This window comes from Clostridium acetireducens DSM 10703 (assembly GCF_001758365.1).
GTDB classification, from domain to species: domain Bacteria; phylum Bacillota; class Clostridia; order Clostridiales; family Clostridiaceae; genus Clostridium_C; species Clostridium_C acetireducens.
In genome coordinates this window covers 67,014-93,775 of record NZ_LZFO01000001.1, presented here as the reverse complement: position 1 = coordinate 93,775, position 26,762 = coordinate 67,014, and the positions used below count along the sequence as shown (strand labels likewise).

The window sequence follows — 26,762 nt, the reverse complement described above, 5'->3', positions numbered from 1 at the left end:
TCTACATTTCTACATATATTATTAACATAACTAGTAATATCCACAAAATTATATTTATCAAAAAAGGCATGTCCTTAGTAAATACATCTTCAGGTTTACCACCTATATTTTTCTTATCCATTAAATATTGATATCTAAATATTCCATATAATACAAAAGGAATTGTAAACATCATTTTTTGACTTTGTATAGAACTAAAAGTATATAAACAATATGCCATAAGTATAGATGGAGTAACTATACCTAACATTTTGTCTAATAATTCAATAGAATATTCTTCTAATATAATTCTATGTTTATTACTTTTTTCTTTTAAAGTTACTATTTCACTTTTTCTTTTATTAAGAGCTAAAAATAAAGAAAGTAACGTAGTACATAATATAAGCCAAGGAGATATAGTAACTCCTGTTGCTACACTTCCGCTTTCAACTCTTAATACAAATCCTAAAGTTATTATCATAACATCAATTATAACTATATTTTTAAGTTTAAATGAATATAATATATTCATAACTATATATATTAAATAAACAAACAATATATTTATATTGATAAAATTAATGGAACAATAAAAAATTGTAGCTAAAAGTATAAAATCTAATACTATAGCATCTCTTTTAGATACTCTTCCACTAGCTAAAGGTCTATTCCTTTTTTCTGGGTGAATTTTATCTTTTTCTATATCTACTAAGTCATTTAATACATATATACAAGATGATGTTAAACAAAATAATATAAATGCAATTATATTCAATTTTAACAATTCTAAATTAAAAAACTTTCCTGAGAAAATTATTGCAGCAAATACAAATGAATTTTTTATCCATTGTTTAGGTCTCATTAGTTCAATTATTGCTTTGAATTTCATATTTTACCCTCCTATATAAATTATACTGACATTTTATTATACATCAAATCTACTCTAATTTAACATACTTTTTATATAAATAAAAGGGCTTGATAAATTTCAAGCCCTTTTATTTATATAATTTAATTTTATCTAGGTTGAACTATAAGCTTAATAGCTGTTCTTTCCTCCCCATCAATTTCTATGTCTGTAAATGCCGGTATACATATTAAGTCTATACCACTTGGTGCAACAAAGCCTCTTGCTATTGCAACAGCTTTTATAGCTTGGTTTAAAGCTCCTGCTCCTATAGCTTGTATTTCTGCAGCTCCTCTTTCTCTTAGTACTCCTGCTAAAGCGCCTGCCACTGAATTTGGACTTGATTTTGCTGAAACTTTTAATACTTCCATAATAAACCTCCTATAATATAAATATACATAAATTATTATTGTTACTAATTTATATATTCTACATTTATTAAAAAAATCCTTTTAAACTTTGTAATTTTTCTAGTTTTTACAAAATTCAAAAGGATCTCTGTTTTCTAATTTATTTTGCATACTCTATTGCTCGTGTTTCCCTTATAACATTTACCTTTATTTGCCCAGGATACTCTAATTCATTTTCTATCTTTTTAACGATATCCCTTGCAATTAAAACACATCCTGTATCTTCAATTTCTTCTGGTTTAACTATAATTCTTATTTCACGTCCAGCTTGAATGGCATATGACTTTTCTACACCTTCACATGAATTTGCAATTTCCTCTAACTTTTCTAATCTTTTAATATAGGCTTCTAAAGTCTCTCTTCTAGCCCCAGGTCTAGCCGCTGATATAGCATCTGCTGCCTGAACAAGAATTGCTTCAATTGATTGAGACTCCACATCTCCATGATGTGCTGCAATAGCATTTACTATTAAAGAAGATTCATGATATTTTTTCGCAACTTCAGATCCTATAATTGCATGAGGACCTTCCAATTCATGATCAACTGCTTTTCCTATATCATGAAGCAATCCTGCTCTTTTTGCAAGTGTAGGATCCATTCCCAATTCTGAAGCCATAAGACCAGCTAAATAAGCTACTTCTATAGAATGCTTAAGTACATTTTGACCATAACTTGTTCTATATTTTAGCCTTCCAAGCAATCTTACTAATTCTAAATGAAGACCATGAACACCTGTTTCAAAACTTGCTTGTTCTCCTTCTTCTTTTATAGCATTTTCAACTTCTTTTTTTGCCTTTTCAACCATCTCTTCTATTCTTGCTGGATGAATTCTTCCATCTACTATAAGTTTTTCCAATGCTATTTTAGCTATTTCTCTTCTGATTGGATCAAACCCTGAAAGAATTACCGCTTCTGGAGTATCATCTATAATTAAATCAACACCAGTTAATGTTTCAAGGGTTCTTATGTTCCTTCCTTCCCTACCTATTATTCTTCCTTTCATTTCATCATTAGGAAGATTAACAACGTATACTGTTGTTTCTGCTACATGATCCGCTGCACACCTTTGAATTGCATAAGTTATAATTTTTCTTGCTCTTTTTTCAGCTTCTTCTTTAGCTTTTGATTCTATTTCTTTAATCATTAAAGCAGCATCATGCTTTGCATTTTTTCCTACTTCTTCTAATAAAATATTTTTAGCTTCTTCTGCTGTTAATCCTGAAAGTCTTTCTAATTCTTCTTTTTGCTTTTTGTATAATTCTTCTATACTAACTTCTATTTCTTCAACTTTTTGATACTTTTTATTAAGACTTTCTTCTCTTCTTTCAATGGTTTCGCTCTTTTTATCAAGTACCTCTTCTCTTTGAATCATTCTTCTTTCTAATCTTTGAATTTCATTTCTTCTTTCTCTGGATTCTCTTTCAAAATCAGCTCTTAATCTATGAACTTCTTCTTTAGCTTCTAATATAGCTTCTTTCTTTTTAGATTCTGCTTCTTTTAAAGATTCTTCCCTTATTTTTCGAGCATCTTCCTCTGCCTTAGAAATTTTAGCAGAGGATACATTTTTTCTTATATAAAAATCAATTAATATACCTACCGCTACTATTATAATAATAGCTATAATAAATATTGTTTCTTTCACATGAACACCTCCTTTGCTTTTGTCAGTGAAATCTATTAGTGTTAAATATGAAAGCTTAGAAAAGGTGTCATATTTATTCAAAGTGTATAAATATTATTTACGCTAAACCAGATTTTGTATTAATTTTATATTATTTTTTTAATAATGTCAAGCTGACAAAAATTTTTAATTAAAAATAATTATATACATAAAATTCAAATTTTCCATTTAAAATCGCAAGCATTTTCACTTGCGATTTTAAGAATATTATTTTTTTTCTGTTTTTTCAGCTTTCGTATCATCATTTTTTTTATTATTTTTAGGAACTTCAGCTATAGGCAAATTGTATATTTTTCTAATTTTATTTTCTATCTCTAAAGCAGTATCTGGATTATCTTTTAAAAACTGCTTAGCATTTTCTCTTCCTTGACCTAATCTTATATCATTATAAGAAAACCAAGCACCACTTTTTTGTACTATTTCTTCTTTTACTCCTACGTCTACTATATTTCCTTCTCTAGATATACCTTCATTATACATAATATCAAATTCTGCTTGTTTAAAAGGTGGTGCAACTTTATTTTTAGTTATTTTCACTCTAGTTCTATTACCCATAAATTCATCACCTTGTTTAATTGAATCTATTCTTCTTACGTCCATTCTTACACTAGAGTAAAATTTTAATGCTCTGCCACCAGGAGTGGTTTCAGGATTTCCAAACATAATTCCAACTTTTTCTCTCAATTGATTTATAAATATTGTAACACACTTTGATTTATTTATAGAGCCTGCTAATTTTCTTAAAGCTTGAGACATAAGTCTTGCTTGAAGACCTACATGAGAATCTCCCATTTCACCTTCTATTTCTGCTTTAGGAACTAGTGCCGCCACTGAGTCTACTACTATTACATCAATAGCTCCAGATCTCACCAATGCTTCTGCTATTTCCAATCCTTGTTCTCCAGTATCTGGCTGAGAAACTATTAAATTTTCTATATCTACTCCTAAATTTTTTGCATAAGATGGATCTAAAGCATGCTCTGCATCTATAAAAGCTGCAGCTCCACCTCTTTTTTGTGCTTCAGCTATTATATGTAGTGCTACAGTAGTTTTTCCTGAAGATTCAGGACCATATATTTCTATTACTCTTCCTCTTGGCACACCACCTATACCTAATGCAATATCTAAACCTAAACAACCAGTAGATACCGAATCTACACTTAAAATACTATTTTCTCCTAATTTCATTACAGAACCTTTTCCAAATTGCTTTTCTATTTGAGTCATAGCACTTTTCAATGCTTGTATTTTTTCATTATCCATAGCTTTCCCTTTAGGGAGTCACCATCCTTTCTTCGAACATCTGTTCTTAAATCATTATATACTATTATTAAAATATGGTCAACTTATAAATAAAAGTCCCTATAGTAGGAACTTTTATAATTATTGACTAAATAAACTAAATTAATCACTTATTAAATTATTTATCTATTCTTATTACGTCCTTATTTTTCACAAAGTAATCTATTCCAGACACTATGGTAATAAGCACTGCTAAAAATATAAATACCATTGTAATTTTATCTAATAATAAATTTTCGCGGTTTAATGTTACAAGTGCAAATATAATTGCTATTATTTGAGTTACTGTTTTAGCTTTTCCCCAGGCACTAGCTGCTATAACTATTCCTTCTGAAGCAGCTACTGTTCTAAGCCCAGTTACTGCAAATTCCCTGGCAATAATTATCATAGCTACCCAAGTAGGTATTACATGATATTCAACTAAAGAAACTAAAGCTGCTGTAACTAATAATTTATCCGCTAAAGGATCCATAAATTTGCCAAATCTAGTTATTTGATTTCTGCTTCTAGCTATATATCCATCAAGCTTGTCTGTTAATGCCGCTATTATAAAAATAACAGTAGCTATAAAAGTACCGCAAGGAATATCTTTTACAGCAATAAATATTAAAAAAATTGGCACTAAAAAAATTCTCATTATAGTAAGCTTATTTGCAAGATTCATCTTCAACAACTCCTATTAAATCATATTCTAATGCATTAATTATTTTTACTTTTAATATTTCACCTACATTCAATATTTTATCACATTTAAAATAAATTGCACCATCTATTTCAGGAGCCATTTCATAATTTCTACCATACCATACATCTTGATTTTTACCTTCTACTAGAACTTCGTAAATTTTGCCTATGTTACCTTTATTAATCTTTGCAGATATATTCTGTTGTAAAATCATAATTTCTTTTTGTCTTAATTCTTTTATGTCATCCGATATTTGATTGCTCATATTAGCAGCAGCAGTACCTTCTTCTTGTGAATATTTAAATACACCTAGTTTACCGAATTCAAATTCTTTAACAAAATCTTTAAGTTCATTAAAATCTTCTTCTGTTTCACCTGGGAATCCTACAATTAAAGAAGTTCTTATACATATATCCTTAATTTGATTTTTTAATTTGGTTACTACAGATATTATATCTTCTTTACTACTTTTTCTTCCCATACGTTTAAGTATTCTATCACTTATATGTTGTATAGGTATATCTAAATACTTACACACTTTTTTGTTATTTTTTATTTCTTCTATTAATTCTTCTGTAATTTCTTCTGGATAACAATAAAGTATCCTTATCCACTTAATTCCATGAATTTTTGATATACTTTTTATTAAATTGTGAAGCTGCTTTTTTCCATATATATCAATACCGTACTTTGTTGTATCTTGAGCCACTAAAATAACTTCATTAACACCCTTTTTAGCTAATAAATTGGCTTCTTCTATAATACTTTCCATATCTCTGCTTCTATACTTACCTCTTATATATGGAATTGCACAATATGTACAATAGTTACTGCAACCTTCTGCTATTCTTAAATAAGCAGTATAATTAGGTGTTGTTAATATTCTATCACCTTCATTTATATTATTATCACTATAATTGCAATGAATTATTTTTGATTTATCTTCTAAAAATTTGTATATACTTTGTTTTAATTTATCATAATCATTTACTCCTAACATAATATCTATTTCAGGCATTAATTCCATAATCTCTGTTTTATATCTTTGACTTAAGCAGCCTGTTACAATTAAAATTTTACATTTATAATTGTATTTATATTCAGCCATTTCTAATATGGTATTTATAGATTCTTGTTTTGATTCTTCAATAAATCCACAAGTATTTACTATTATAATATCTGCTTTTTTAGCATCATTTACTATTTTAAAATCTTTATCTAAAGATTTTATCATTATTTCTGAATCTAGTCTATTTTTATCACAGCCTAAACTTACAATTCCAATACTTAATTTATTCACTTTATTATCCTCCTGCAATATATTGAATAACTATTATTATATTGATTTTTTAATATAAATATTTACAAATTATTTCCAGGGTAATATTTTTTATCAATAGCACATTCTTTATCTATTAAAACTTTTCTAGGCTTACTTCCATCTCTGCCAGATATAATACTCATCTCCTCCATTTGATCCATAATCCTAGCTGCTCTATTATAACCTATTTTTAACTTTCTTTGCAAAAGAGAAGTAGATGCTTGATCCATATCTACTACAATTTTTACTGCTTCATCTAAAAGTTCATCATAATCTAATTCTTTTTTGTTTACACTAGTGTCTATTTCTTCCATAATTTCATCCACATACTCTACTTCCCCTTTTTCTTCTTTTATGAAATTAACAACTTTTTCCACTTCCTCTTCTGATATAAATGCTCCTTGTATCCTTATAGGTTTTGATTCTCCTACAGGATAAAATAACATATCTCCTTTTCCTAATAACTTTTCTGCTCCTGACATATCTAGTATAGTTCTTGAATCCACTTGGCTGGATACAGCAAAAGATATTCTTGAAGGGATATTCGCTTTTATAACACCAGTAATTACATCTACTGATGGTCTCTGTGTTGCAATTACTAAATGCATTCCAGCAGCTCTTGCCATTTGAGCCAATCTTCCTATATAATCTTCTACATCATTAGGGCAAACCATCATTAAATCTGCAAGCTCATCTATTATTATTACAATCCAAGGAAGCTTATTTTCAACTATACCTTTTGCAGCTAGTTCATTATATCCTTCTATATTTCTTACATTATTTTTTGCAAAAAGACTATATCGTTTTGTCATTTCATTTACTGCCCAATTTAAAGCTCCTGCAGCTTTTTTTGGATTAGTTACTACCGGTATTAAAAGATGAGGTATTCCGTTATATACACTTAATTCAACTACTTTAGGATCTATCATTAGAAGTTTTACATTATTAGGAGAATATTTATATAATATACTAATTATTAGTGTGTTTATACATACACTTTTACCTGAACCAGTAGCTCCTGCAATAAGCAAATGAGGCATTTTAGCTAAATCTGCAACTACACATTTTCCTGCTATATCTTTACCTAAAGAAAAAGCTATATCCTTATTTGAATTAAAAAATTCTTCTGATTCTATTACTTCTCTTAGATAAACAGCTGTTAACTTTTTATTAGGCACTTCTATGCCTATAGCAGACTTTCCTGGTATAGGTGCCTCTATTCTAACACCGGATGCTGCTAAATTTAATGCTATATCATCAGACAAATTAACTATTTTACTAACTTTTACTCCAGCACTAGGTTGTAATTCAAATCTAGTTACTGAAGGTCCTTTTGTAACTTGTATTACTTTAGCATCTACTCCAAAACTAGCTAATGCATCTTCTAATTTATTTGCACTATGAAGTAATTCTTTTTTATCTTCTTTATTAAATTGCAATTGATTATTCATATTTAATAAATCACTACTTGGAAATTTGTATTCCACATCTACTGAATTATTTGTATTTTTATTTATTTCTTTTTCTAATTCTTCATTTATGTCTTTATCACTATTATTGCTGTAGCTTGCAATAACTGGTTCACTAATTTTTTTACTTTCTTTAGGTTCTATTTTAGAAGATTTCATAAAATCTATTATTTTTATTCTATTTTTAATATTTTTTGAAGAAGTATCTTCTTTTTTTTCATCTAGTGCTACTTCATTTGAACTTATTTCTTCACTTATATCATTTAAATTTTCTTTCATTTTAGGAATTTGTTTTCTTATATTATTAATTAAATCATATAAAGATAATTTACATATTAAAACAAAAGAAACTATGTATACAGATATAAAAATAACATAAGAGCCTATTTTTCCAAGTAACTTATAAAGAGGTATATCTATTAAATAAGATATTATTCCTCCATGAAACACATTATCAGCATTGTATAATTTAACAATACCCTCTATTATATTGCCATTTATATAATAACTATCTATTATAAGCATTTGTATAAATAGAAGAGTATTTAATATAAATAAAATAATGCCATAAAATTTAACATTAAAATTTATACATTTTTTCTTTATTATATAACAAGTTCCTATAAATATTACTATAAAAGGGAAAATATATGCTCCTAATCCTAAAACAGAAACCAATATTTTTTTTACCAATTTACCTAATATACCTGATGATGATGAAAATACACTTAACAGCATAAGTACACCTAATGTAACAAATATTATACCTTTTATATCTTTATTTTCATTGTGTTTTAAATTTTTTGATTTTCTAGGCACAGTTTATCACCTCCTTATGTTTAATTCTACATATTTATAAATTATCCTTTTAAACACTTTGCATGTACAATAAATTTAACCATAGGAAAGTTTCCTATGGTGTAGTTAAGTATATTAAAAATTTTTATTTTTTTCCTCTATAAGAGATTTTAATTTTTTAATTGCATTGCTAATTCCTCCAACTTCATCTATTAAGCCACATTCCACTGCTTGTTTTCCTATCAATATAGTTCCCATATCATTTAAAACTTCATCTGTTTTAAGAAGCATGTTTTTTAAATTATCTCTTTCTATTTTAGATGTTCTAACTATAAATTTAATTATTCTTTCTTGCATTTTATTAAAATATTCAAAAGTTTGAGGAACACCTATTACAAGACCATTCATTCTAATGGGATGTACTATCATAGTAGCAGTAGGTGAAATAAAAGAATAATCTGCCGATGTAGCTAGAGGTACACCTATAGAATGTCCTCCTCCAATTACTAAAGATACAGTAGGCTTACTTAAGCTATTTATCATTTCTGCTATGGCTAAACCTGCTTCTACATCTCCTCCAGCAGTATTCAATATAATTAAAAGTCCTTCTGAATCTTCATCCCTTTCCATGGCTACTATTTGTGGAATTATATGTTCGTATTTTGTACTTTTGTTTTGAGGTGGTAATATTACATGACCTTCTATTTGTCCTATAATAGGTAATACTTTTATTTTTTCATTTGGTTTAGCTATATCTGTAACTCCTAAGCTGTTAATATTATCTAAAGTTGCTTTTTTCTCATTATCCATATGATTTCCTCCTAAAATAACATTAATAAATATAATGTTATTTTGCTCATTTAAGGAAAAGCATATTCATACTATTTAGATAAACAAAATTCTCTATGCAATGCATTTATAGATTTTTGAGTGTTTTTATCTTCTACAAGGCACCATATAGTTGTATGAGAATCTGCTGTTTGCAAAACTTCTATACCTTCTTTAGTTAAAGTCTTTAATATTTTTGCCATAACACCAGGAATGCCTCTCATTCTACTTCCTATTATAGCTATTTTACTACAGCTATCTACCTTTGAGTAATTTATTTTTAAATTATTTATTATTTTATTAAATTTATTAAAATCTTTTTTATCTATAGTAAAAATTTTTTCTTTTGGAAATACATTAATTAAGTCTATACTTATTAAATTTTTAGCTAGTATATCAAATAGTTCATAATAATAACTATTATTTTTATTTAAATCATGCTCTACTGTAATTTGCACTCTATCACTCATATGAGTTATGCCAGTTATTACATTATCTGAATTTTGATCTCCAGCACTATTTATTATAGTCCCATTACAATTATTCATGGTGTTTTTTATAACTAATGGAATATTAGCTCTCATAGCTATTTCTACTGCTCTAGGGTGAATTACTTTTGCACCTTGATCTGCAAATTGAAATACTTCATTGTAGCTAATTTCTTTAATAAGAGATGCATTAGATACTATTCTTGGGTCTGCTGTCATTATACCATCTACATCTGTATATATTTCTATTTCTTCTGCTTTTAAAGCTGCTCCCAAAAGAGCTGCAGTTACATCACTTCCACCTCTTCCTAAAGTGGTTATAAATCCTTTTTCACTTATTCCTTGAAAACCTGCTACTATTGGAACTTTATCTTCTTTTAATATTCTTATAATATTATCACATTCTGTACTTATAACAGAAGCATTACTATAGTTGTCATCTGTAATTATTCCTGCTTGTCCTCCTGTTAAAGGAACAGAGGCTATATTTTGATTATTTAATTCATTGCTCATTACTATACAACTTATTACTTCACCACAGCTCATAAGTAAATCTACTGCCAATAAATTTTTGTCTTTAAAATCTTCTGTAATTAATGAAAGTAATGTATCTGTAGAATAGGGCTGTCCTTTTCTTCCCATAGCTGAAACTACTACTACAGGATAATATCCTAACTTTTTAGCATTTGCTATTTTTTGTACTACATTTAATCTTTTTTCATGTGTTGATACAGATGTTCCACCAAATTTTTGTATTAATATTTTCATTTTTAAATTCCCTTCCTTTTATGTCAATGAATTTTTTTTAATGATTTTTTGTCTACATCAATTATTATAGTTTTAGCTCCTACCTTTTTAACATACTTCCACGGAACTTCTATATATTCACTTTTATTAAACAAGTTAAATTTAGTAGTATTGTTATCTAGTATTAATAATATTAATTCGCCTTTATCATTTATAACCACATCATTAGTGCCTAAATAACCAAACTTATCTCCATCATTAATATTTATTATTTCATATCTTTCTATTTCACTATACATTTTTATACTTTCTTCCATAGTAATACCTCCTTAATATATTTTAAACTTAATATATTTTATTAACTATATTAAGAAGATATTACTTTATACTAAATTAACTTGCTTTGTTGATTTTTAAAAGCAATCACATCTTTTCCAATACTATTAGATAATAAATTTAAATTTACATTTTCTCCTACAAAAGAAGAATTTAAAATACCCTTAGAAAAAGTTTTTTCCATAACTTCTTCTAACTTATTCTTTGTTATATTATCAATTTTCTTTATTATATCCTCAGGAGTATTAATTTTATTCAAAAACAATACAGACTTTCCATTACTAAACATTCTACTACTAGTGCTTTCTAAACCTAGTATGTAACTTCCTTTTATTTGTTCTTTGGATTTAATTAACTTATCATCCGTTATATGTATTTTTGTAAACTTTTCCAATTCTTCTTTTATTAAATTTATTGCTTCACAAGCATATACTGGATTTAATCCTGTATATATATTAATAATACCAGTGTTATTATAAGCTGTTAAATAAGAATAAATAGAATAACATATTCCTTTATCTTCTCTTATTTTTTGAAATAATATAGAAGAAGCTCCCCCACCTAATAAGTTATTAAGCAATATCAATGGGTACACATCATCATTACCTAATCCAAAACCTTCAATACCTAAACTTATATGTAATTGTTCTATGCTTTTCTTTCTAAACAAATTATTATTAAGTATTTTAGGACTAGAGTATTTTGTTATTTTTTTTGTATTACTGCTCCACATTCCAAAAAACTTCTCAATAGTACTTTTTATAGTTTTCATATCAAAATTACCACAAATTGATAAAACTGAGTTTTCTGGTATATAATAAGAGGATATATATTCTAATATTTGATTTTTAGTAAAAGATTTTACTGTTTTTATTGTTCCTAATATTGGAAGTGCTATAGAATCTTCTCCCCAGGTAGCTATACTATGTAAATCTAAAAGCACATCTTCAGGAGAATCTTCACTCATATTTATTTCTTCAATTATTACTCCTTTTTCTTTTTCTATATCTTCTTCAGAAAATTTACTATTAAAAAGCATATCTGATAATATATCCAAAGCTAGTTCTAAATGAGAGTTTAAAGCTTTTATATAAAAACAAGTAGATTCTTTGCCTGTAAAGGCATTTATTTGTCCACCTACATTTTCTATACTTTCTACTATATCTTTTGCTGTTCTATTTTTTGTACCTTTAAACAACATATGTTCTATAAAATGGGATATTCCATTGTTTATTTTATTTTCATTTCTTGATCCATTTTCTACCCATAATCCCACACTTATAGAATTTACATAATCTATACTCTCTAAAACTATCCTTAATCCATTATCTAATTGAATTATATTATACATGAATATCCTCCTAATTTTAATATTAAAATTAAAAAAAATAAAAAGGCAGCAATATGCCCTTCTATTTTTCTTGCTCTCTCTTCTCACTGGAATCTTTAATTGCATCTTTTCTAGAAAGATTAATTCTTCCTTGTTTATCAATATCTGTAACTTTAACTAGTATTTCATCCCCTAAAGAAACAATATCTTCAACTTTATTTACTCTGTTAAAATCTAATTTAGAAATGTGTACTAATCCTTCTTTTCCTGTTAAAACTTCTACAAAAGCTCCAAAAGGAACTATTTTAGTAACTTTTCCTAAATAAATTTCTCCTACTTCTACATCTCTTGTTATATCAGATATTATTTTTAATGCTCTATCTGCACCAATTCTATCATCTGACATTACAAATACTTTTCCATCTTCTTTAATATCTATTTTAACTCCAGTTTCTGCAATTATCTTATTTATAGTTTTTCCTCCAGCACCTATTACATCTCTTATTTTTTCTGGATTAATATTAATAGTATATATTCTAGGTGCATATTTAGAAAGTTCTTCTCTTGGTTCAGGTATGCATTCTTTTATCTTTTCTAATATGAATAATCTTGCTTTTCTAGCATCTTTTAAAGCCTTTTTTATAACTTCATTTGGCATTCCTTTAATTTTAGTATCTACTTGTATAGCTGTTATTCCTTTTTCTGTACCTGCTACTTTAAAGTCCATATCTCCAAAAAAGTCTTCCATACCTTGTATATCTGTAAGTATTTCTGCTTGTGATAAATCATCACTAGTAACAAGTCCCATAGCTATTCCAGCTGCTGGTCTCTTAATAGGAACACCTGCATCTAATAAAGCTAAAGTACTTCCACATACACTAGCTTGGGAAGTTGAACCATTTGAACTTAACACCTCGGATACTAATCTTATAGTATATGGAAATTCCTCCTCTGATGGTATTAATGGTTCTAAAGCTTTTTCTGCTAAAGCACCATGACCTATTTCTCTTCTTCCTGGACCTCTTAATGGTCTAACTTCACCAGTAGAATATCCTGGAAAATTGTAATGATGCATATATCTTTTAAATTCATCTTCACTTATTCCATCTAATATTTGAACATCTCCTAAAGCACCTATAGTAGCAACTGTCATAACTTGTGTTAGACCTCTTGTAAATAAACCTGTACCATGAGTTCTTGGAAGCAATCCTACTTCACAACCTATAGGTCTTATTTCTTCAAATCCTCTTCCATCAGGTCTTCTTTTTTCATTTAATATCATATTTCTAACTATTTCTTTTTGCATTCTATATACTACATCTGCTATATCTTCTTGATTATCTGGATATTTTTCATCGAATTCTAAACTAACATTTTCTCTAACCTGATCCATAGCATTATTTCTTTCATCTTTATCCATTATATACATTGCATCTTTTATCATATTAAATGCAAATTCTCTTACTTCTTTTTCTATTTCTTCCTCTGGTTTAAATAATTTAGGTTCTACTTTTTCTTTTCCAAACTTATTCATAGCTTCTTCTTGAAAATCTATGATTTTTTGACATTGTTCAAATCCAAATATTATTCCATTATACATTATATCTTCTTCAATTTCTTCTCCACCAGCTTCTATCATCATAACTCTTTCTTTTGTAGCACATACTGTTAAATCTAATATGCTTTTTTCTCTTTGTTCTGATGTAGGATTAGTTATAAATTCACCGTCTATTAATCCTACTGCTACTGTAGCTACTGGAGTAGTAAATGGAATACTAGATACACATAGTGCCAAAGAAGCTGCATTCATTGCTAATATTTCTGGTAAATTATCCTGTTCCACAGATACTACTGTACATACAATTTGCACATCATTTCTATATCCCTTTGGAAATAAAGGTCTTAAAGGTCTATCTATAGCTCTAGAATGCAATATAGCCTTTTCTGAAGGCTTACCTTCTCTTTTTATAAAACCTCCTGGAATTTTTCCTACTGCATATAGTCTTTCTTGATATTCTACAGTTAATGGAAAGAAATCTATTCCTTCTTTGGGTTCCTTAGATGCATTTACATTAACTAATACCACTGTATCACCATAACTAACCAACATAGCACAATCTGAAAGCATTCCTACTTTACCGTATTCTACTTTCATTATTCTACCAGCTATATTAGTTTCTAAAATATGATTCATATAAAAAATATACCTCCTTTCAAATTTCTAGCTAATTAAATTGCTATTATTATTTTAACTAACTAATAAAATTTTATTAGTTAGTTAAAATAATAGAGCGGAACTTGCCCGCTCTAATAATTATTTTCTTAATCCTAATTGTTTTATAAGAGTACGATATCTTTCTATGTCCTCTTTTGCTAAATAGTTCAAAAGACCTCTTCTTTTACCAACCATCATTAAAAGACCTCTTCTTGAATGGTGATCTTTTTTGTGAAATTTTAAATGTTCATTTAAATGATTGATTCTTTTAGTAAGTAATGCAACTTGAACTTCAGGAGAACCTGTATCTCCTTCATGTCTAGCATACTTATTCATTATTTCTTGTTTAACTGCCTTATCCATAAAACTACACCTCCAAAATTTACTCCCTATCCCAAGAATATCGTTGGCAAGTCAATATTCTTAGCATAAGGCTTTACGTATGTATTATAGCAAATAAACTTTCTATTGTAAATTATTTTTTATATATTTAATTCTATTCTTTGTTTTTCTGCATATAATTTATCATTTTTTAATTGCTCTGATAATTCTGCTTTAGAATTAAATTTTTTTTCATCTCTTATTCTTTTTACAAAATAAATAGTTATATTTTCACCATAAACATTTTGATTAAAATTTAATATATGAGTCTCTACACCTAATTTATCATTATTTACTGTTGGGTTGTATCCTATATTAGTTATTCCTTTAAAATGCATTTTTTTATATTCCACTATAGTAAAATAAACTCCACCTCTTGGCAAAACGAACTTTTTATCATAATCTAAATTTATAGTTGGAAAGCCCATTTCTCTTCCTATTTGTTTACCCTTAACAACTTTTCCTTTTAAACTAAAATATCTAGTTAGCATTTTATTAGCCTTTTCTATGTCTCCTTCTTCTGATAGAATATTTCTTATTTTTGAACTACTTATTACACCTTCTTTAGATTTAACAGCTTTTATAATATGTACTTTAAAATTAAATTTTTTACTTAATTCTTTAAGTAATTCTACATCTCCTAAATTTTTATATCCAAATCTAAAATTAAATCCTACTATAATTGCTTTAACACTGTAGCACTCCACTAAATTCTTTATAAAATCTTCTGCACACATTTTCATAAATTCATAATCAAAATTAATAAAATTAACTATATCTACACCTAATTTATTTAAAATTTGAATTTTTGTTTCTTCATTCATTATTAATTTAGGAGCTAAATCTTCATTTATAATTGTTAAAGGGTGATTTTTAAAAGTACATACCATGCTTTTACACTTATTTTTTTTAGCTATTTGAATAGCTTTGTTTATTAATTGTAAATGCCCTAAGTGCAATCCATCAAAGCTTCCTAAAGCAATACATGTACCATATTTAAATTTTGTTTTAAAATTGTCTTCTAATGTTATCATATTTATTACTCCCTAAACAATAATTTTATAATTTTAAATCCATATTCAGAATACTTTCCTAACCCTATAAAACTATTATCTTGTAAATAAACTCTATATATTTTATCTTTATGTAAATTTTTTAGTACATTGTAGTCTTTTAATACAACCCCATTTAAAACTAAGTTTTTATATTTTATATCTAAATAAATTTTATCATATTTATATAGAGCTTCATCTATTGGTATTAAATAATTTAATATATTGGTTTTATCCAATTTATCTATTTCTATAGAGTTATGCACTTGAAATCCACCTGTTTTTATTCTTTCTAAAGCCCACATAGAAGCTCCACAATTTAATTTTTTTCCTATATCATAACATAAACTTCTTATATATGTGCCTTTAGAACAAAAAACTTCTATGTCTACATAAGGAATATTTATATTTAAAATTTTTATATAATGTATGGTAATATCTCTAGGTTTTCTTTCTATTTCTATACCTTTTCTAGCCAAATCATATAATCTTTTTCCTTTTACTTTTATCGCAGAATACATAGGTGGTATTTGCTTTATATTGCCTATAAAATCGTTTATTACAAAATTTATTTCTTCTTCTGATACATTTACTTCATTATTTTCAATTATATTACCTTCTTTATCGTAAGTATCTGTAACTATTCCTAATTTTAGCTTAGCTTTATATATTTTATCTTCATTCATTATGTAATCTACAATTTTAGTAGCTTTTCCAATACAAATAGGTAAAACTCCAGAAGCCTCAGGATCTAATGTTCCGGTATGTCCTACTTTCTTTGTATTGGAAATATTTCTTACTTTTCTTACTACATCAAAGGAAGTCATTCCTACAAGTTTATATACATTTATAACTCCATCCATATATTACAACTCTTTTCTAACTTCTTCTAATATTAATTTTTCTACTTCATATATACTTTTATCGTTAATGCATAATCCTGACGCCCTTATATGACCTCCTCCTCCAAAGTTTTCTGCTACTTTTCTAACATCCACTTTAGATTTTGACCTTAAACTTACCTTTACACCTTCTTCTGATTCTTTTAAAAGAATTGCTACTTCAACTGTATTTATTTGCATCCCAAGAGATATTACATCAGATGTATCTGATGCTTCTTCAACATTTAATTGTTTTAACATATTTTTAGTAATTCTAATAATACAAATTTTATCATCAACTATTTTTAAATCCTCTATTACTTTTCCATATAACTTTACTCTTATATAATCTTTATTTTCAAATATTTTTCTGTGTATACTGCTAAAATCTATACCACAATTTATTAAATCTCCCGCTATAGCATGAGTTACACAAGAAGTATTTGAGTATCTAAAAGATCCTGTATCTGTAATTAAAGAAGTATATAGACAAGTTGCTATATCAGTATCTATTTCAACTCCTAAGCTCATTAACATTTGATATACAATTTCTCCTACTGCTGCTGCATTAGCATCTACAAAATTCAAGTTTCCATATAAGTCATTTGAAAGATGATGATCTACATTTATGATAACACAATTTTTATTTTCAAATTTTAAATTTGCATTAATTCTTTCTACATTTCCGCAGTCTAAAACTATTACACAATCTGTATTTTCCTTTAAAGTAAATTTATCTTTATCTATATCTTTTGAATAAGGTAAAAAAGAAAAAGATTTCGGAAGCTCTTCTTTACATAGTATATATGCATTTTTATTTAATTTTCTTAAACCCTGCATTAAAGCTAAAGAACTTCCTAATGAATCTCCATCAGGAGATGTATGAAAAGTAATAGCTATTTCATTACTTTCCCTAATAGTTTTTAAAATACTATTCATCATCATTACTTTTTTTCTCCTTCAGCTTTTGTAATATGTTATCTATATGCATACCTTGTTCTATAGTATCATCTATTTTTAATATTATTTCAGGAGTATATCTTAGATTAATTCTTTGACCAATTTCTCTTCTAATAAATCCTGAAGAACTTTTTAATGCTTCTAAGGAAGATTCTTTATCTTCTTCTTTTCCAAATAAACTAATAAAAACCTTAGCATATCTTAAATCTCTAGTTACTTCTACTTTTGTAACACTTACCATAGCTGTTAATCTTGGATCTTTTATATCATTTTGTATTATAGAACTTATTTCTCTTTTTACTTCTTCATTTATTCTACCGCTTCTATACTTTGACATAATAACATCACTCCACTTTTTTTAAGTCATAACCTTCTATATTTCTTTCTTTTTAATTTCTTGTATTTCGTAAGCTTCTATTATATCTCCTTCTTTAATATCATTAAACTTTTCTATGCTAAGTCCACATTCAAATCCCGTAGCAACTTCTTTTGCATCATCTTTAAATCTCTTTAATGAAGCTAATTCAGATTCAAATATTACAATACCATCTCTTATAACTCTAACTTGAGAGTTTCTGGTTATTTTTCCATTTTGAACATAGCATCCTGCTATAGTTCCTACACTAGAAATTTTATAAATTTGTCTTATTTCTGCTCTTCCTAAAACTACTTCTTTATAATCTGGTTCTAACATACCTACCATAGCATCTTTAATATCTTCTATAGCGTCATATATTACTCTATAAGTTTTTATATCTACTTCTTCTTTTTCCGCTAACATATTTGCATTTGTATCTGGCCTTACATTAAATCCAATAATTATTGCATTTGAAGCATTAGCTAGCATTACATCTGTTTCTGTTATAGCACCTACTGCTCCATGAATAACTCTTACTTTTACTTCTTCACTAGATAATTTTTCAAAAGATTGTCTAATAGCTTCAACAGTTCCTTGAACATCAGCTTTAACAATTATTCCCAGCTCTTTAATTTTTCCTTCTTTAATTTGACTATATAAATCTTCTAAGGAAACTTTATGAGTTGATTGAAGATATTCTGTTCTTATTTTTTCTTTTCTCTTATCAGCCATTTCTCTTGCAGTTTTTTCATCTTTAACTACATGGAATCTATCTCCTGCTGCTGGAACTTCAGATAAACCTAAGATTTCTACTGGTATTGAAGGTCCTGCTGATTTTATTTTTTTACCTTTATCATCAAACATAGCTCTTATTCTTCCATAAGTAGATCCTACTATTACAGAATCTCCTACATTCAGAGTACCATTTTGTACTAATAAAGTAGCTACTGGTCCTCTTCTTTTATCTAATTTAGCTTCTATTACTGTTCCTTTTGAATTTCTATCTGGATTAGCTTTTAGCTCTTGAATTTCAGCAGTTAAAATAATCATTTCTAAAAGACTATCTAATCCTTCTTTAGTATGTGCAGATACAGGAACACATATTACATTTCCTCCCCATTCTTCTGGAACTACATCTCTTTCTGCTAATTCTTGTTTTACTCTATCTGGATTAGCTCCTGGCCTATCTATTTTATTTATAGCAACTATTATAGGTACATTAGCTGCTTTACAATGGCTTATAGCTTCTTCAGTTTGAGGCATAACACCATCATCTGCTGCTACAACTAATATTACTATATCTGTTATTTGAGCTCCTCTTGACCTCATAGAAGTAAAAGCTTCGTGACCTGGTGTATCTAAAAATGTTACTTTTTCTCCATTTATATCTACTGTGTACGCTCCTATATGCTGAGTTATACCTCCTGCTTCTGTTGCTGTAACTTTTTCTTTTCTTATAGCATCAAGTATAGATGTTTTACCATGGTCAACGTGCCCCATTACAGTAACTACAGGTGGTCTTTTAACTCCTTTTTCGTCTTGTTCATCTTCTTCATTGTATAATTCATCTTCTGCCACAGCAGAATTATCTTCTTTTTTTATAACTATGCAATTAAACTTTTCTGCTAGCTTTTCTGCAGTTTTAAAATCAATTTCTTGGTTTATACCAGCCATTACTCCCATAAATATCAATTGTTTTATAACTTCAGTAGTAGGTTTTTTCATTTTTTCTGATAATTCTTTTACTGTAATTGTATCTTCAATTTCTATTATAACTTCTTCATCTTCATCATCATCTTCTTTATTTTTTGATTTATTTTTTTTATCTTTAGGTTTTACTTCTTTTTTTTCATAATTATTTTCTTCATTATCTTTATCTTTTTCTTCAAAAAATTCTTTTAATAATTCTGCATCTTCTTCTTCTATTACACTCATATGATTTTTAACTATTATATTAAACTCTTCACCTAACATTTTTATTAATTCTTTACTTGATATATTAATTTCCTTTGCCAACTCATATATTCTTATTTTTGACAAAATATTCACCCCCGAAACTAAAGTTTACTACAAATAAAGTAAGAAAGTTTTAATAAATTTAACCATTAATCTCTTCCTGTAATCTGTTATAAATTTCTTCATCAATTTTAGTTTCTAGATTTTTTTGAAGCCTTTTAGCTTTAAATGCTTTTTCAAGACATTGAGCATTTTTACATATATACGCTCCTCTTCCAGGCTTTTTACCAGTTAAATCTACTGAAACTTCTCCTTCTTTATTTTTTACTACTCTTATTAATTCTTTTTTAGGCTTTGTTTCTAAACAACCTGTGCACATCCTTTGAGGTATTTTCTTTGCCTTCATTTTTAAACACCATCCTTTTTTGTGCCATTTATTCTTCTAATTCAGGTTGATCTTCAACCTGAGACTTGCTCTTTATATCTATTTTCCATCCTGTAAGTTTTGCAGCTAGTCTAACATTTTGACCTTCTTTTCCAATAGCTAAAGATAATTCATTATCATCTACTACTACTGAAGCTGCTTTTGAATCTTCATTCAACACTACATCTAAAACTTTAGCAGGGCTTAGAGAATTAGCTATAAACTCTTCTGATAACTTACTCCATTTAATTATATCTATTTTTTCATTTTTTAATTCATTAACTACATTTTGAACTCTTATTCCTTTAGGTCCAACACAAGCTCCCATAGCATCTACATTTTCATCATGGGAAAACACTGCTATTTTAGTTCTAAATCCTGCTTCTCTAGCAATAGATTTAATCTCAACTGTTCCGTCGTATATTTCCGGAACTTCTAATTCAAATAATCTTTTAACTAACCCTGGATGTGTTCTAGATATTATAATTTGAGCTCCTTTTGTTGTATTTTTAACTTCTACTATATATAATTTTATTTTATCATTAAAATTATATTTTTCTCCAGGAATTTGTTCATTTGGTCCTAAAACAGCTTCTATTTTTCCTAAATCTACTAAAATATTTGCTTTATCTTTTCTTAAAACAGTTCCTGTTATTATATCACATTCTTTTTCTATAAATTCATTATACACTATTCTTCTTTCTTCTTCTTTTATTCTTTGTATTACTACTTGTTTAGCTGCTTGTGCTGCAACTCTCCCAAATTTTTTAGGAGTAACTTCTATATTAACTACATCTTCAATATTATAGCCAGCATCTATCATTCTAGCTTCTTCTAATGAAATTTCATTCATGTCTTCACTAGGTTCTTCTACAACCTTCCTTTGAGAATATACATGTATTTCTCCATTTTCCCTGTCCATTGTAACTTTCACATTTTGAGAATTTATAGATTTATTAGCGTAATTCTTTTTATAAGCTGCTACTAAAGCATCTTCTATAGTAGAAAATAACAATTCTTCACTAATACCTTTTTCTTTCATAATTTCTTTTAATGCTTCAATAAATTCCAGATTCATTTTTAAAGTAACCTCCTTATAGTTCTCCTTTCAAATTAATATTATGAATTTTTTCTCTTGGCACTTCTATTTCTTCTTTTTCAAATTCTACATTTACATATTCACTATTAAACCCCAAAAGTTTACATTGAATTTTTCTTTTCCCTTTAAATAAACTTTTTAATTTAATTTCAATATTACAGCCTATATGTGCTTTTAAGTGAGTATCATTATACAAAGTCCTATCTATACCTGGAGATGATATTTCCAAGTAATAACTATTATCTATAGGATCTTCTATATCTAGCATGTCACTAACTTCTCTACTAACTTTTTCACAATCTTTATGAGTTATTCCTTTTTGGTTATCTATATAAACCCTTAAGTAATGTTCTCCTTGCTCTTTAACAAATTCTATATAATATAATTCATAATTTAAATTTTCAACTATTGGCTTAATAATATTATTAAGTTTATTTAATAATATTTCATTATTCATAAAATCCCTCCTTAATATATTATTGAAATAAATCATAGAGTAATTCTGCGATTTACAAAGCTAGTTTTTCATAACTACTTAATAAACTTATAAAATATATATGAATTTATGTTAAAATTTTATTTGCAATAATCTAAATATATTTAAAAACGCAACATCAGTTGCGTTTTTAAATATACCTTTTACAAATAGAAAGAGCGGGCTTTTACCCACTCTTTTGTCAAAACATAAATTTGTTAAACAACTATACTTATTTTAGCATACTAAAATAAGTATTTCAAGGAAAAGTTAAATAGCCAATATTTTATTAAATCTAATTAAAAAATTAAACCATATTAAATAAAGACAATTGATTGGTTTCTTGAAGCCCTCTTAAACAACCATGATTCTCTAAAGACTCTATTACTGTTTTAGATACTTTTGATCTTATCCTTAAATCTTCTTTAGATATAAATTCTCCTAATTTTCTAGCTTCTACTATATTTATAGCTGCATTATTTCCTACACCTTGCAGTGAATTTAAGGGAAGTCTTATTCCTTCATCTTCAATTAAAAATTTAGTAGCATGAGATTTATATAAATCCACTCTTAAAAATTTTATGCCTCTTTTATACATTTCGTAACTTAACTCTAAAATAGTAAGCATTCCCTTATCCTTTTGGGTAATATTATTTCCCATTAAATTTATTTCATTCATTTTTTGCTTTATAGTTTCTTCACCTTTTACTATTAAATCTGCATCAAAATCATCTGCCCTAACAGTAAAATAGGTAGCATAATAAGCGTTAGGATAATAAACTTTAAAATAAGCTATTCTTACTGCCATCATAACATAAGCTACTGCGTGACCTTTTGGGAACATATACTTTATTTTTTTACAAGACTCTATATACCAATCTGGAACTTTATTTTCCCTCATTATTTTCTCATGTTCTTCCGTAAGACCTTTACCTTTTCTTACCTTTTCCATTATAGTAAAGGCAATTTTAGGAGGAAGACCTTTATTAATTAGATAAATCATTATATCATCTCTAGTAGCAATACAATTTTTAAGAGTAGTGTATCCTTCTTTTATATAATACTGTGCATTGTTTATCCAAACATCTGTTCCATGAGATAATCCCGATATTCTTACTAAATCTGCAAAAGTTTTAGGTCTAGTATCTATTAACATCTGTCTTACAAATTTTGTTCCAAATTCAGGAAGACCATAAGTACCAACTTCACATCCTAATTCTTCTTTAGTTACACCTAATTCTTTTGGTGAAGTAAAAAGACTCATAACTTTTTCGTCTCCTAAAGGTATTTTTTTAGGATCTACTCCTGTTAAATCTTGTAACATTCTCAAAACAGTAGGATCATCGTGTCCCAGTATATCTAATTTTAATAATCTTCCGCTTATTGAATGATAATCAAAGTGAGTAGTTATTATATCTGTATTATTGTCATCAGCAGGATGCTGTATTGGACTAAAATTATATATATTATTATCTGTAGGAACAACCATTACTCCCCCTGGATGTTGACCTGTAGTTCTTTTTATACCAGTACATCCTTGGGATAATCTCTCTATTTCCGCTTGAGGTAATACTATGTTTTTTTCAGAAATATATTTTTTAACAAAACCATAGGCTGTTTTTTCTGCAATAGTTCCTATAGTACCTGCTCTAAATACATGACCTTTTCCAAATAACTCTTCAGTATATTTATGAACTACTGGTTGATACTCTCCTGAAAAGTTAAGGTCTATATCTGGTTCTTTATCACCTTCAAATCCTAAAAATGTTTCAAAAGGTATATCATGACCATCTTTAGTCATGTCTTCTCCACATTTTGGACATTTTTTATCTGGCAAATCCGCTCCTGATCCAATAGATGCATCTGTTATAAATTCACTATATTTGCACTTAGAACACACATAATGGGGTGGTAATCCATTAACTTCTGTTATATCAGACATAGTAGCTACAAAAGAAGATCCTACAGAACCTCTAGATCCTACAAGATATCCATCTTCTACAGATTTTGCTACAAGCTTATGAGCTATTAAATATAAAACAGCATACCCATTACTTATAATAGAATTTAGTTCTTTATTTAATCTTTTTTCTACAACTTCAGGCAACTTTTCTCCATATATTTCATGAGCTTTTTTTAATGTCATTTCTCTTATTTGTTCTTCTGCTCCTTCAATTTTAGGTGGAAAAGTTTCTTCTGGTATAGGTTTAACTTCTTCTATAATTTCTGCTATTTTGTTTGTGTTATATATAACTACTTCTTTTGATTTTTCTTCTCCTAAATATTTAAACTCCTGAAGCATTTCCTCTGTAGTTCTAAAATATAATGGCGGCTGATTATCTGCATCTGAAAAACCTTGACCATACATTAATATTCTCCTGTAGACTTCATCTTTAGGATCCATAAAATGAACATCACATGTAGCAACAACAGGAAGATTGTTCTTTTCTGCTATATTACAAATTTTTATATTTATTTCTTGCAATTCTTTTTCATCTTTCACTATGCCATTCCTAATCATAAAACTATTATTTCCTAAAGGCTGTATTTCTAAATAATCATAAAAATTTACTAAATCTTTAATTTCTTCATCTGATTTGCCCTGAAGTACTGCTTTATAAACTTGACCAGCTTCACAAGCAGATCCTATTATTAAACCCTCTCTATACTGTTGTATTAAACTTTTAGGTAATCTTGGTTTTTTATAAAAATATTCTAAGTTTGATTTAGAAACTAATTTATATAAATTTTTTAATCCCTTTTGATTTTTTACTAATAATATAATATGATATGTGTTTAATTTCTTTATATCTATATTTTTTATAAATTCTTTATTCAAAGTTTCTAAATCTAATATATTCCTATCTTTTAAAATTTTAAAACAATTTAAAAGTATATCTGCTGTAGCTCTTGCATCATCTACAGCTCTATGATGATTTTCTAAGGATATATTTAAATGTTTTGCTATTACATTTAATTTATATCTTTTTAATTCAGGAAATAAAAACTTAGCTAGTGGTAAAGTATCCATAACTGAATTGTTAAAATTTATATTATAATTGCTACAAATCTTTTTTATAAAGGATACATCAAAATTAGCATTATGAGCTACTAAAATAGAGTCTTCTACAAATTCCATAAACTTTTTTATTATGACACTTATGTCTTCTGCATTTTTTACCATATCATCGGTAATATTAGTAAGTTCTATTATTTTTGCTGGTATACTAATTTTAGGATTAACAAATTCATTAAATTTGTCTATAATTTTTCCATTTTTAATTTTTACTGCACCAATTTCTATTATTTTATCATTTATTACAGAAAGTCCTGTAGTTTCAATGTCAAATACTACAAATGTATCTTCTATAGTTTTATTTAATTCTCCTATAGTAATAGGAATACCATCATCTACTAAATATCCTTCTAAACCATATATAATTTTTATATTGTGTTTTTTAGCAGCATCCATAGCTTCAGGATAAGCTTGAACAACTCCGTGATCTGTTATAGCTATAGCTTTATGTCCCCATTTAGCTGCTCTTTTAATTAATTCATTAGCAGAAGTTATTGCATCCATAGCACTCATTTTAGTATGCAAATGAAGCTCTACTCTTTTTTCTTCAGAAGTATCCATTCTTTCTATTTTAGAAACTTTAATTATATCTTTTGCCATAATTACTACTTCTTTTAAATACCTATCATATACAGCTTCTCCTCTAACTTTACAATGAAGACCCTTCTTTATAGATTCAATAACTCTATCTGTATCTTTATTTTTTGGAAAAAGCTTTACTGTTATAGAACTAGTATAATCTGTAATACAAAAACTAATAATCTTTCTTCCAGTTTTTGTTTCTATAATATCTACTTTAAAAATATCTCCTATTATAGCAACAATGCCTGAAGTTTCATCTACATCCACTATATTTATATTATTTAAATTTATATTTTTCCCTACTATTATGTTATTATTATTTTTATTAATGATTTCTTTTTTGCATTTATTGTGGTTATTATGATTTTCACATTTTGTTGATATTAAGTGTTTAATTAATTTTTTTTCTTCTATTGCTTTTGACTCTACATAACTAAAATTTTCTAGTTTTAAATCATAATTTAAAGAAACTAAGCATTTAACTCCAAAAATGTCTACTATAATATCAGATACTAATTTTTCAAATTTTTTATTTTTAAGTAATGTACATAAAAATTTATTGCCATAGCTTAACTTTAATATATTATTTTCTACTTTTCTTATAGAAGTACGTAAACAATCCTTGCTTACAGGCAAAATAGAAATTATCTTATCTACAAGTTCATTCCAATACTTTCCACATATATCCTCAATGTTTATATCATCTACATTTTTATAAAATATTAAATTTATATTTTTAAATTCTTGCAATTTTTTTAATATACTTTTCTCTATATTTTGCTTTTCATCATAGTTTATATCGCTATTACACTTTATCATAATTATAACTTTATTGCTTTTTTTTAAATATTTAATTTTTGTAATTTCAACATTTTTGCCGTCACTATCATTAGTATTTATTTCCTTTTGCAATAAATGCATTGTTTTTCCCCCTAATGAGCTAATTAATGAAAATTAGACAGCTATTTGCTGTCTATTCTTATATAGTAAACTTATATTATTATTTGTTTTATAAATTCTTA

At 27.2% G+C, this 26,762-nt stretch carries 22 protein-coding genes; all 22 read right to left on the bottom strand.

The features are described from left to right. Nucleotide 1: 1 nt before the first annotated feature. The 22 genes from CLOACE_RS00465 to CLOACE_RS00360 all read right to left on the bottom strand — a co-directional run bounded on the left by CLOACE_RS00465 (nucleotide 2) and on the right by CLOACE_RS00360 (nucleotide 26,661). Nucleotides 2-868 carry a decaprenyl-phosphate phosphoribosyltransferase gene (locus CLOACE_RS00465; protein ID WP_070109077.1) on the bottom strand — a complete coding sequence of 289 codons (867 nt, stop codon included), beginning with the start codon at nucleotides 866-868 and terminating at the stop codon, nucleotides 2-4. A 128-nt stretch (nucleotides 869-996) separates the two neighbouring features. Then, nucleotides 997-1,257: a stage V sporulation protein SpoVS gene (gene spoVS / locus CLOACE_RS00460; protein WP_012101836.1), complete on the bottom strand. Its 261-nt coding sequence runs from the start codon at nucleotides 1,255-1,257 to the stop codon at nucleotides 997-999. A gap of 139 nt (nucleotides 1,258-1,396) precedes the next feature. Then, a complete protein-coding gene (rny, locus tag CLOACE_RS00455) occupies nucleotides 1,397-3,019 on the bottom strand; it encodes a ribonuclease Y (protein WP_423230259.1) in 1,623 nt (540 codons plus the stop codon). A gap of 165 nt (nucleotides 3,020-3,184) precedes the next feature. Further along, nucleotides 3,185-4,240, bottom strand: a complete 1,056-nt coding sequence (gene recA / locus CLOACE_RS00450; protein WP_070109075.1) for a recombinase RecA — start codon at nucleotides 4,238-4,240, stop codon at nucleotides 3,185-3,187. A 157-nt stretch (nucleotides 4,241-4,397) separates the two neighbouring features. Then, entirely contained in the window at nucleotides 4,398-4,943 is a 546-nt protein-coding gene (gene pgsA / locus CLOACE_RS00445; RefSeq protein WP_070109074.1) for a CDP-diacylglycerol--glycerol-3-phosphate 3-phosphatidyltransferase, read from the bottom strand. Next, nucleotides 4,927-6,264: a 30S ribosomal protein S12 methylthiotransferase RimO gene (gene rimO / locus CLOACE_RS00440; protein ID WP_070109073.1), complete on the bottom strand. Its 1,338-nt coding sequence runs from the start codon at nucleotides 6,262-6,264 to the stop codon at nucleotides 4,927-4,929. Before rimO ends, pgsA begins: the two co-directional genes overlap by 17 nt. A 62-nt stretch (nucleotides 6,265-6,326) precedes the next feature. After that, nucleotides 6,327-8,573 (bottom strand): FtsK/SpoIIIE family DNA translocase, encoded by a 2,247-nt coding sequence (locus tag CLOACE_RS00435; RefSeq protein WP_070109072.1) that lies wholly within the window; start codon nucleotides 8,571-8,573, stop codon nucleotides 6,327-6,329. A gap of 114 nt (nucleotides 8,574-8,687) precedes the next feature. Next, complete coding sequence (locus CLOACE_RS00430; RefSeq protein ID WP_070109071.1) at nucleotides 8,688-9,362, bottom strand: ClpP family protease; 675 nt, start codon at nucleotides 9,360-9,362, stop codon at nucleotides 8,688-8,690. A gap of 71 nt (nucleotides 9,363-9,433) precedes the next feature. After that, nucleotides 9,434-10,636, bottom strand: coding sequence for an aspartate kinase (gene dapG / locus CLOACE_RS00425; protein ID WP_070109070.1), 1,203 nt, complete (start codon nucleotides 10,634-10,636; stop codon nucleotides 9,434-9,436). 23 nt (nucleotides 10,637-10,659) lie between these two features. Continuing rightward, the gene (locus tag CLOACE_RS00420; RefSeq protein ID WP_070109069.1) at nucleotides 10,660-10,932 is read right to left on the bottom strand and encodes a YlmC/YmxH family sporulation protein; all 273 of its coding nucleotides are present in this window, start codon (nucleotides 10,930-10,932) and stop codon (nucleotides 10,660-10,662) included. Between the two features lie 71 nt (nucleotides 10,933-11,003). Next, the gene (locus tag CLOACE_RS00415; RefSeq protein WP_070109068.1) at nucleotides 11,004-12,302 is read right to left on the bottom strand and encodes a M16 family metallopeptidase; all 1,299 of its coding nucleotides are present in this window, start codon (nucleotides 12,300-12,302) and stop codon (nucleotides 11,004-11,006) included. Between the two features lie 61 nt (nucleotides 12,303-12,363). After that, complete coding sequence (locus CLOACE_RS00410; protein ID WP_070109067.1) at nucleotides 12,364-14,475, bottom strand: polyribonucleotide nucleotidyltransferase; 2,112 nt, start codon at nucleotides 14,473-14,475, stop codon at nucleotides 12,364-12,366. A 120-nt stretch (nucleotides 14,476-14,595) separates the two neighbouring features. After that, nucleotides 14,596-14,859 carry a 30S ribosomal protein S15 gene (gene rpsO / locus CLOACE_RS00405; protein ID WP_070109066.1) on the bottom strand — a complete coding sequence of 88 codons (264 nt, stop codon included), beginning with the start codon at nucleotides 14,857-14,859 and terminating at the stop codon, nucleotides 14,596-14,598. A gap of 119 nt (nucleotides 14,860-14,978) precedes the next feature. Further along, nucleotides 14,979-15,911 carry a bifunctional riboflavin kinase/FAD synthetase gene (locus CLOACE_RS00400; protein WP_070109065.1) on the bottom strand — a complete coding sequence of 311 codons (933 nt, stop codon included), beginning with the start codon at nucleotides 15,909-15,911 and terminating at the stop codon, nucleotides 14,979-14,981. 5 nt (nucleotides 15,912-15,916) lie between these two features. Next, entirely contained in the window at nucleotides 15,917-16,792 is an 876-nt protein-coding gene (truB, locus tag CLOACE_RS00395) for a tRNA pseudouridine(55) synthase TruB (protein ID WP_070109064.1), read from the bottom strand. 3 nt (nucleotides 16,793-16,795) lie between these two features. Continuing rightward, nucleotides 16,796-17,755, bottom strand: coding sequence for a DHH family phosphoesterase (locus CLOACE_RS00390; protein ID WP_070109063.1), 960 nt, complete (start codon nucleotides 17,753-17,755; stop codon nucleotides 16,796-16,798). Beyond that, on the bottom strand, nucleotides 17,742-18,107 hold the full coding sequence (gene rbfA, locus CLOACE_RS00385; RefSeq protein ID WP_070109062.1) for a 30S ribosome-binding factor RbfA: 366 nt from the start codon (nucleotides 18,105-18,107) through the stop codon (nucleotides 17,742-17,744). Before rbfA ends, CLOACE_RS00390 begins: the two co-directional genes overlap by 14 nt. A 36-nt stretch (nucleotides 18,108-18,143) precedes the next feature. Beyond that, entirely contained in the window at nucleotides 18,144-20,168 is a 2,025-nt protein-coding gene (infB, locus tag CLOACE_RS00380; protein ID WP_070109061.1) for a translation initiation factor IF-2, read from the bottom strand. 58 nt (nucleotides 20,169-20,226) lie between these two features. Continuing rightward, entirely contained in the window at nucleotides 20,227-20,490 is a 264-nt protein-coding gene (rnpM, locus tag CLOACE_RS00375; RefSeq protein ID WP_070109060.1) for an RNase P modulator RnpM, read from the bottom strand. A gap of 28 nt (nucleotides 20,491-20,518) precedes the next feature. Then, complete coding sequence (nusA, locus tag CLOACE_RS00370) at nucleotides 20,519-21,586, bottom strand: transcription termination factor NusA (RefSeq protein WP_070109059.1); 1,068 nt, start codon at nucleotides 21,584-21,586, stop codon at nucleotides 20,519-20,521. A 16-nt stretch (nucleotides 21,587-21,602) separates the two neighbouring features. Next, on the bottom strand, nucleotides 21,603-22,064 hold the full coding sequence (gene rimP / locus CLOACE_RS00365; RefSeq protein ID WP_070109058.1) for a ribosome maturation factor RimP: 462 nt from the start codon (nucleotides 22,062-22,064) through the stop codon (nucleotides 21,603-21,605). 325 nt (nucleotides 22,065-22,389) lie between these two features. Continuing rightward, the gene (locus tag CLOACE_RS00360) at nucleotides 22,390-26,661 is read right to left on the bottom strand and encodes a PolC-type DNA polymerase III (RefSeq protein WP_070109057.1); all 4,272 of its coding nucleotides are present in this window, start codon (nucleotides 26,659-26,661) and stop codon (nucleotides 22,390-22,392) included. Nucleotides 26,662-26,762 lie beyond the last annotated feature (101 nt).

Coding starts and splice junctions, on each gene's coding strand:
- CLOACE_RS00465 (WP_070109077.1), bottom strand. CDS start 868: ATGAAATTCAAAGCAATAATTGAACTAATGAGACCTAAACAATGGATA.
- spoVS (WP_012101836.1), bottom strand. CDS start 1,257: ATGGAAGTATTAAAAGTTTCAGCAAAATCAAGTCCAAATTCAGTGGCA.
- recA (WP_070109075.1), bottom strand. CDS start 4,240: ATGGATAATGAAAAAATACAAGCATTGAAAAGTGCTATGACTCAAATA.
- pgsA (WP_070109074.1), bottom strand. CDS start 4,943: ATGAATCTTGCAAATAAGCTTACTATAATGAGAATTTTTTTAGTGCCA.
- CLOACE_RS00430 (WP_070109071.1), bottom strand. CDS start 9,362: ATGGATAATGAGAAAAAAGCAACTTTAGATAATATTAACAGCTTAGGA.
- dapG (WP_070109070.1), bottom strand. CDS start 10,636: ATGAAAATATTAATACAAAAATTTGGTGGAACATCTGTATCAACACAT.
- CLOACE_RS00420 (WP_070109069.1), bottom strand. CDS start 10,932: ATGGAAGAAAGTATAAAAATGTATAGTGAAATAGAAAGATATGAAATA.
- CLOACE_RS00415 (WP_070109068.1), bottom strand. CDS start 12,302: ATGTATAATATAATTCAATTAGATAATGGATTAAGGATAGTTTTAGAG.
- CLOACE_RS00410 (WP_070109067.1), bottom strand. CDS start 14,475: ATGAATCATATTTTAGAAACTAATATAGCTGGTAGAATAATGAAAGTA.
- rpsO (WP_070109066.1), bottom strand. CDS start 14,859: ATGGATAAGGCAGTTAAACAAGAAATAATGAATAAGTATGCTAGACAT.
- CLOACE_RS00400 (WP_070109065.1), bottom strand. CDS start 15,911: ATGATAACATTAGAAGACAATTTTAAAACAAAATTTAAATATGGTACA.
- truB (WP_070109064.1), bottom strand. CDS start 16,792: ATGGATGGAGTTATAAATGTATATAAACTTGTAGGAATGACTTCCTTT.
- CLOACE_RS00390 (WP_070109063.1), bottom strand. CDS start 17,755: ATGATGATGAATAGTATTTTAAAAACTATTAGGGAAAGTAATGAAATA.
- rbfA (WP_070109062.1), bottom strand. CDS start 18,107: ATGTCAAAGTATAGAAGCGGTAGAATAAATGAAGAAGTAAAAAGAGAA.
- rnpM (WP_070109060.1), bottom strand. CDS start 20,490: ATGAAGGCAAAGAAAATACCTCAAAGGATGTGCACAGGTTGTTTAGAA.
- nusA (WP_070109059.1), bottom strand. CDS start 21,586: ATGAATCTGGAATTTATTGAAGCATTAAAAGAAATTATGAAAGAAAAA.
- rimP (WP_070109058.1), bottom strand. CDS start 22,064: ATGAATAATGAAATATTATTAAATAAACTTAATAATATTATTAAGCCA.
- CLOACE_RS00360 (WP_070109057.1), bottom strand. CDS start 26,661: ATGCATTTATTGCAAAAGGAAATAAATACTAATGATAGTGACGGCAAA.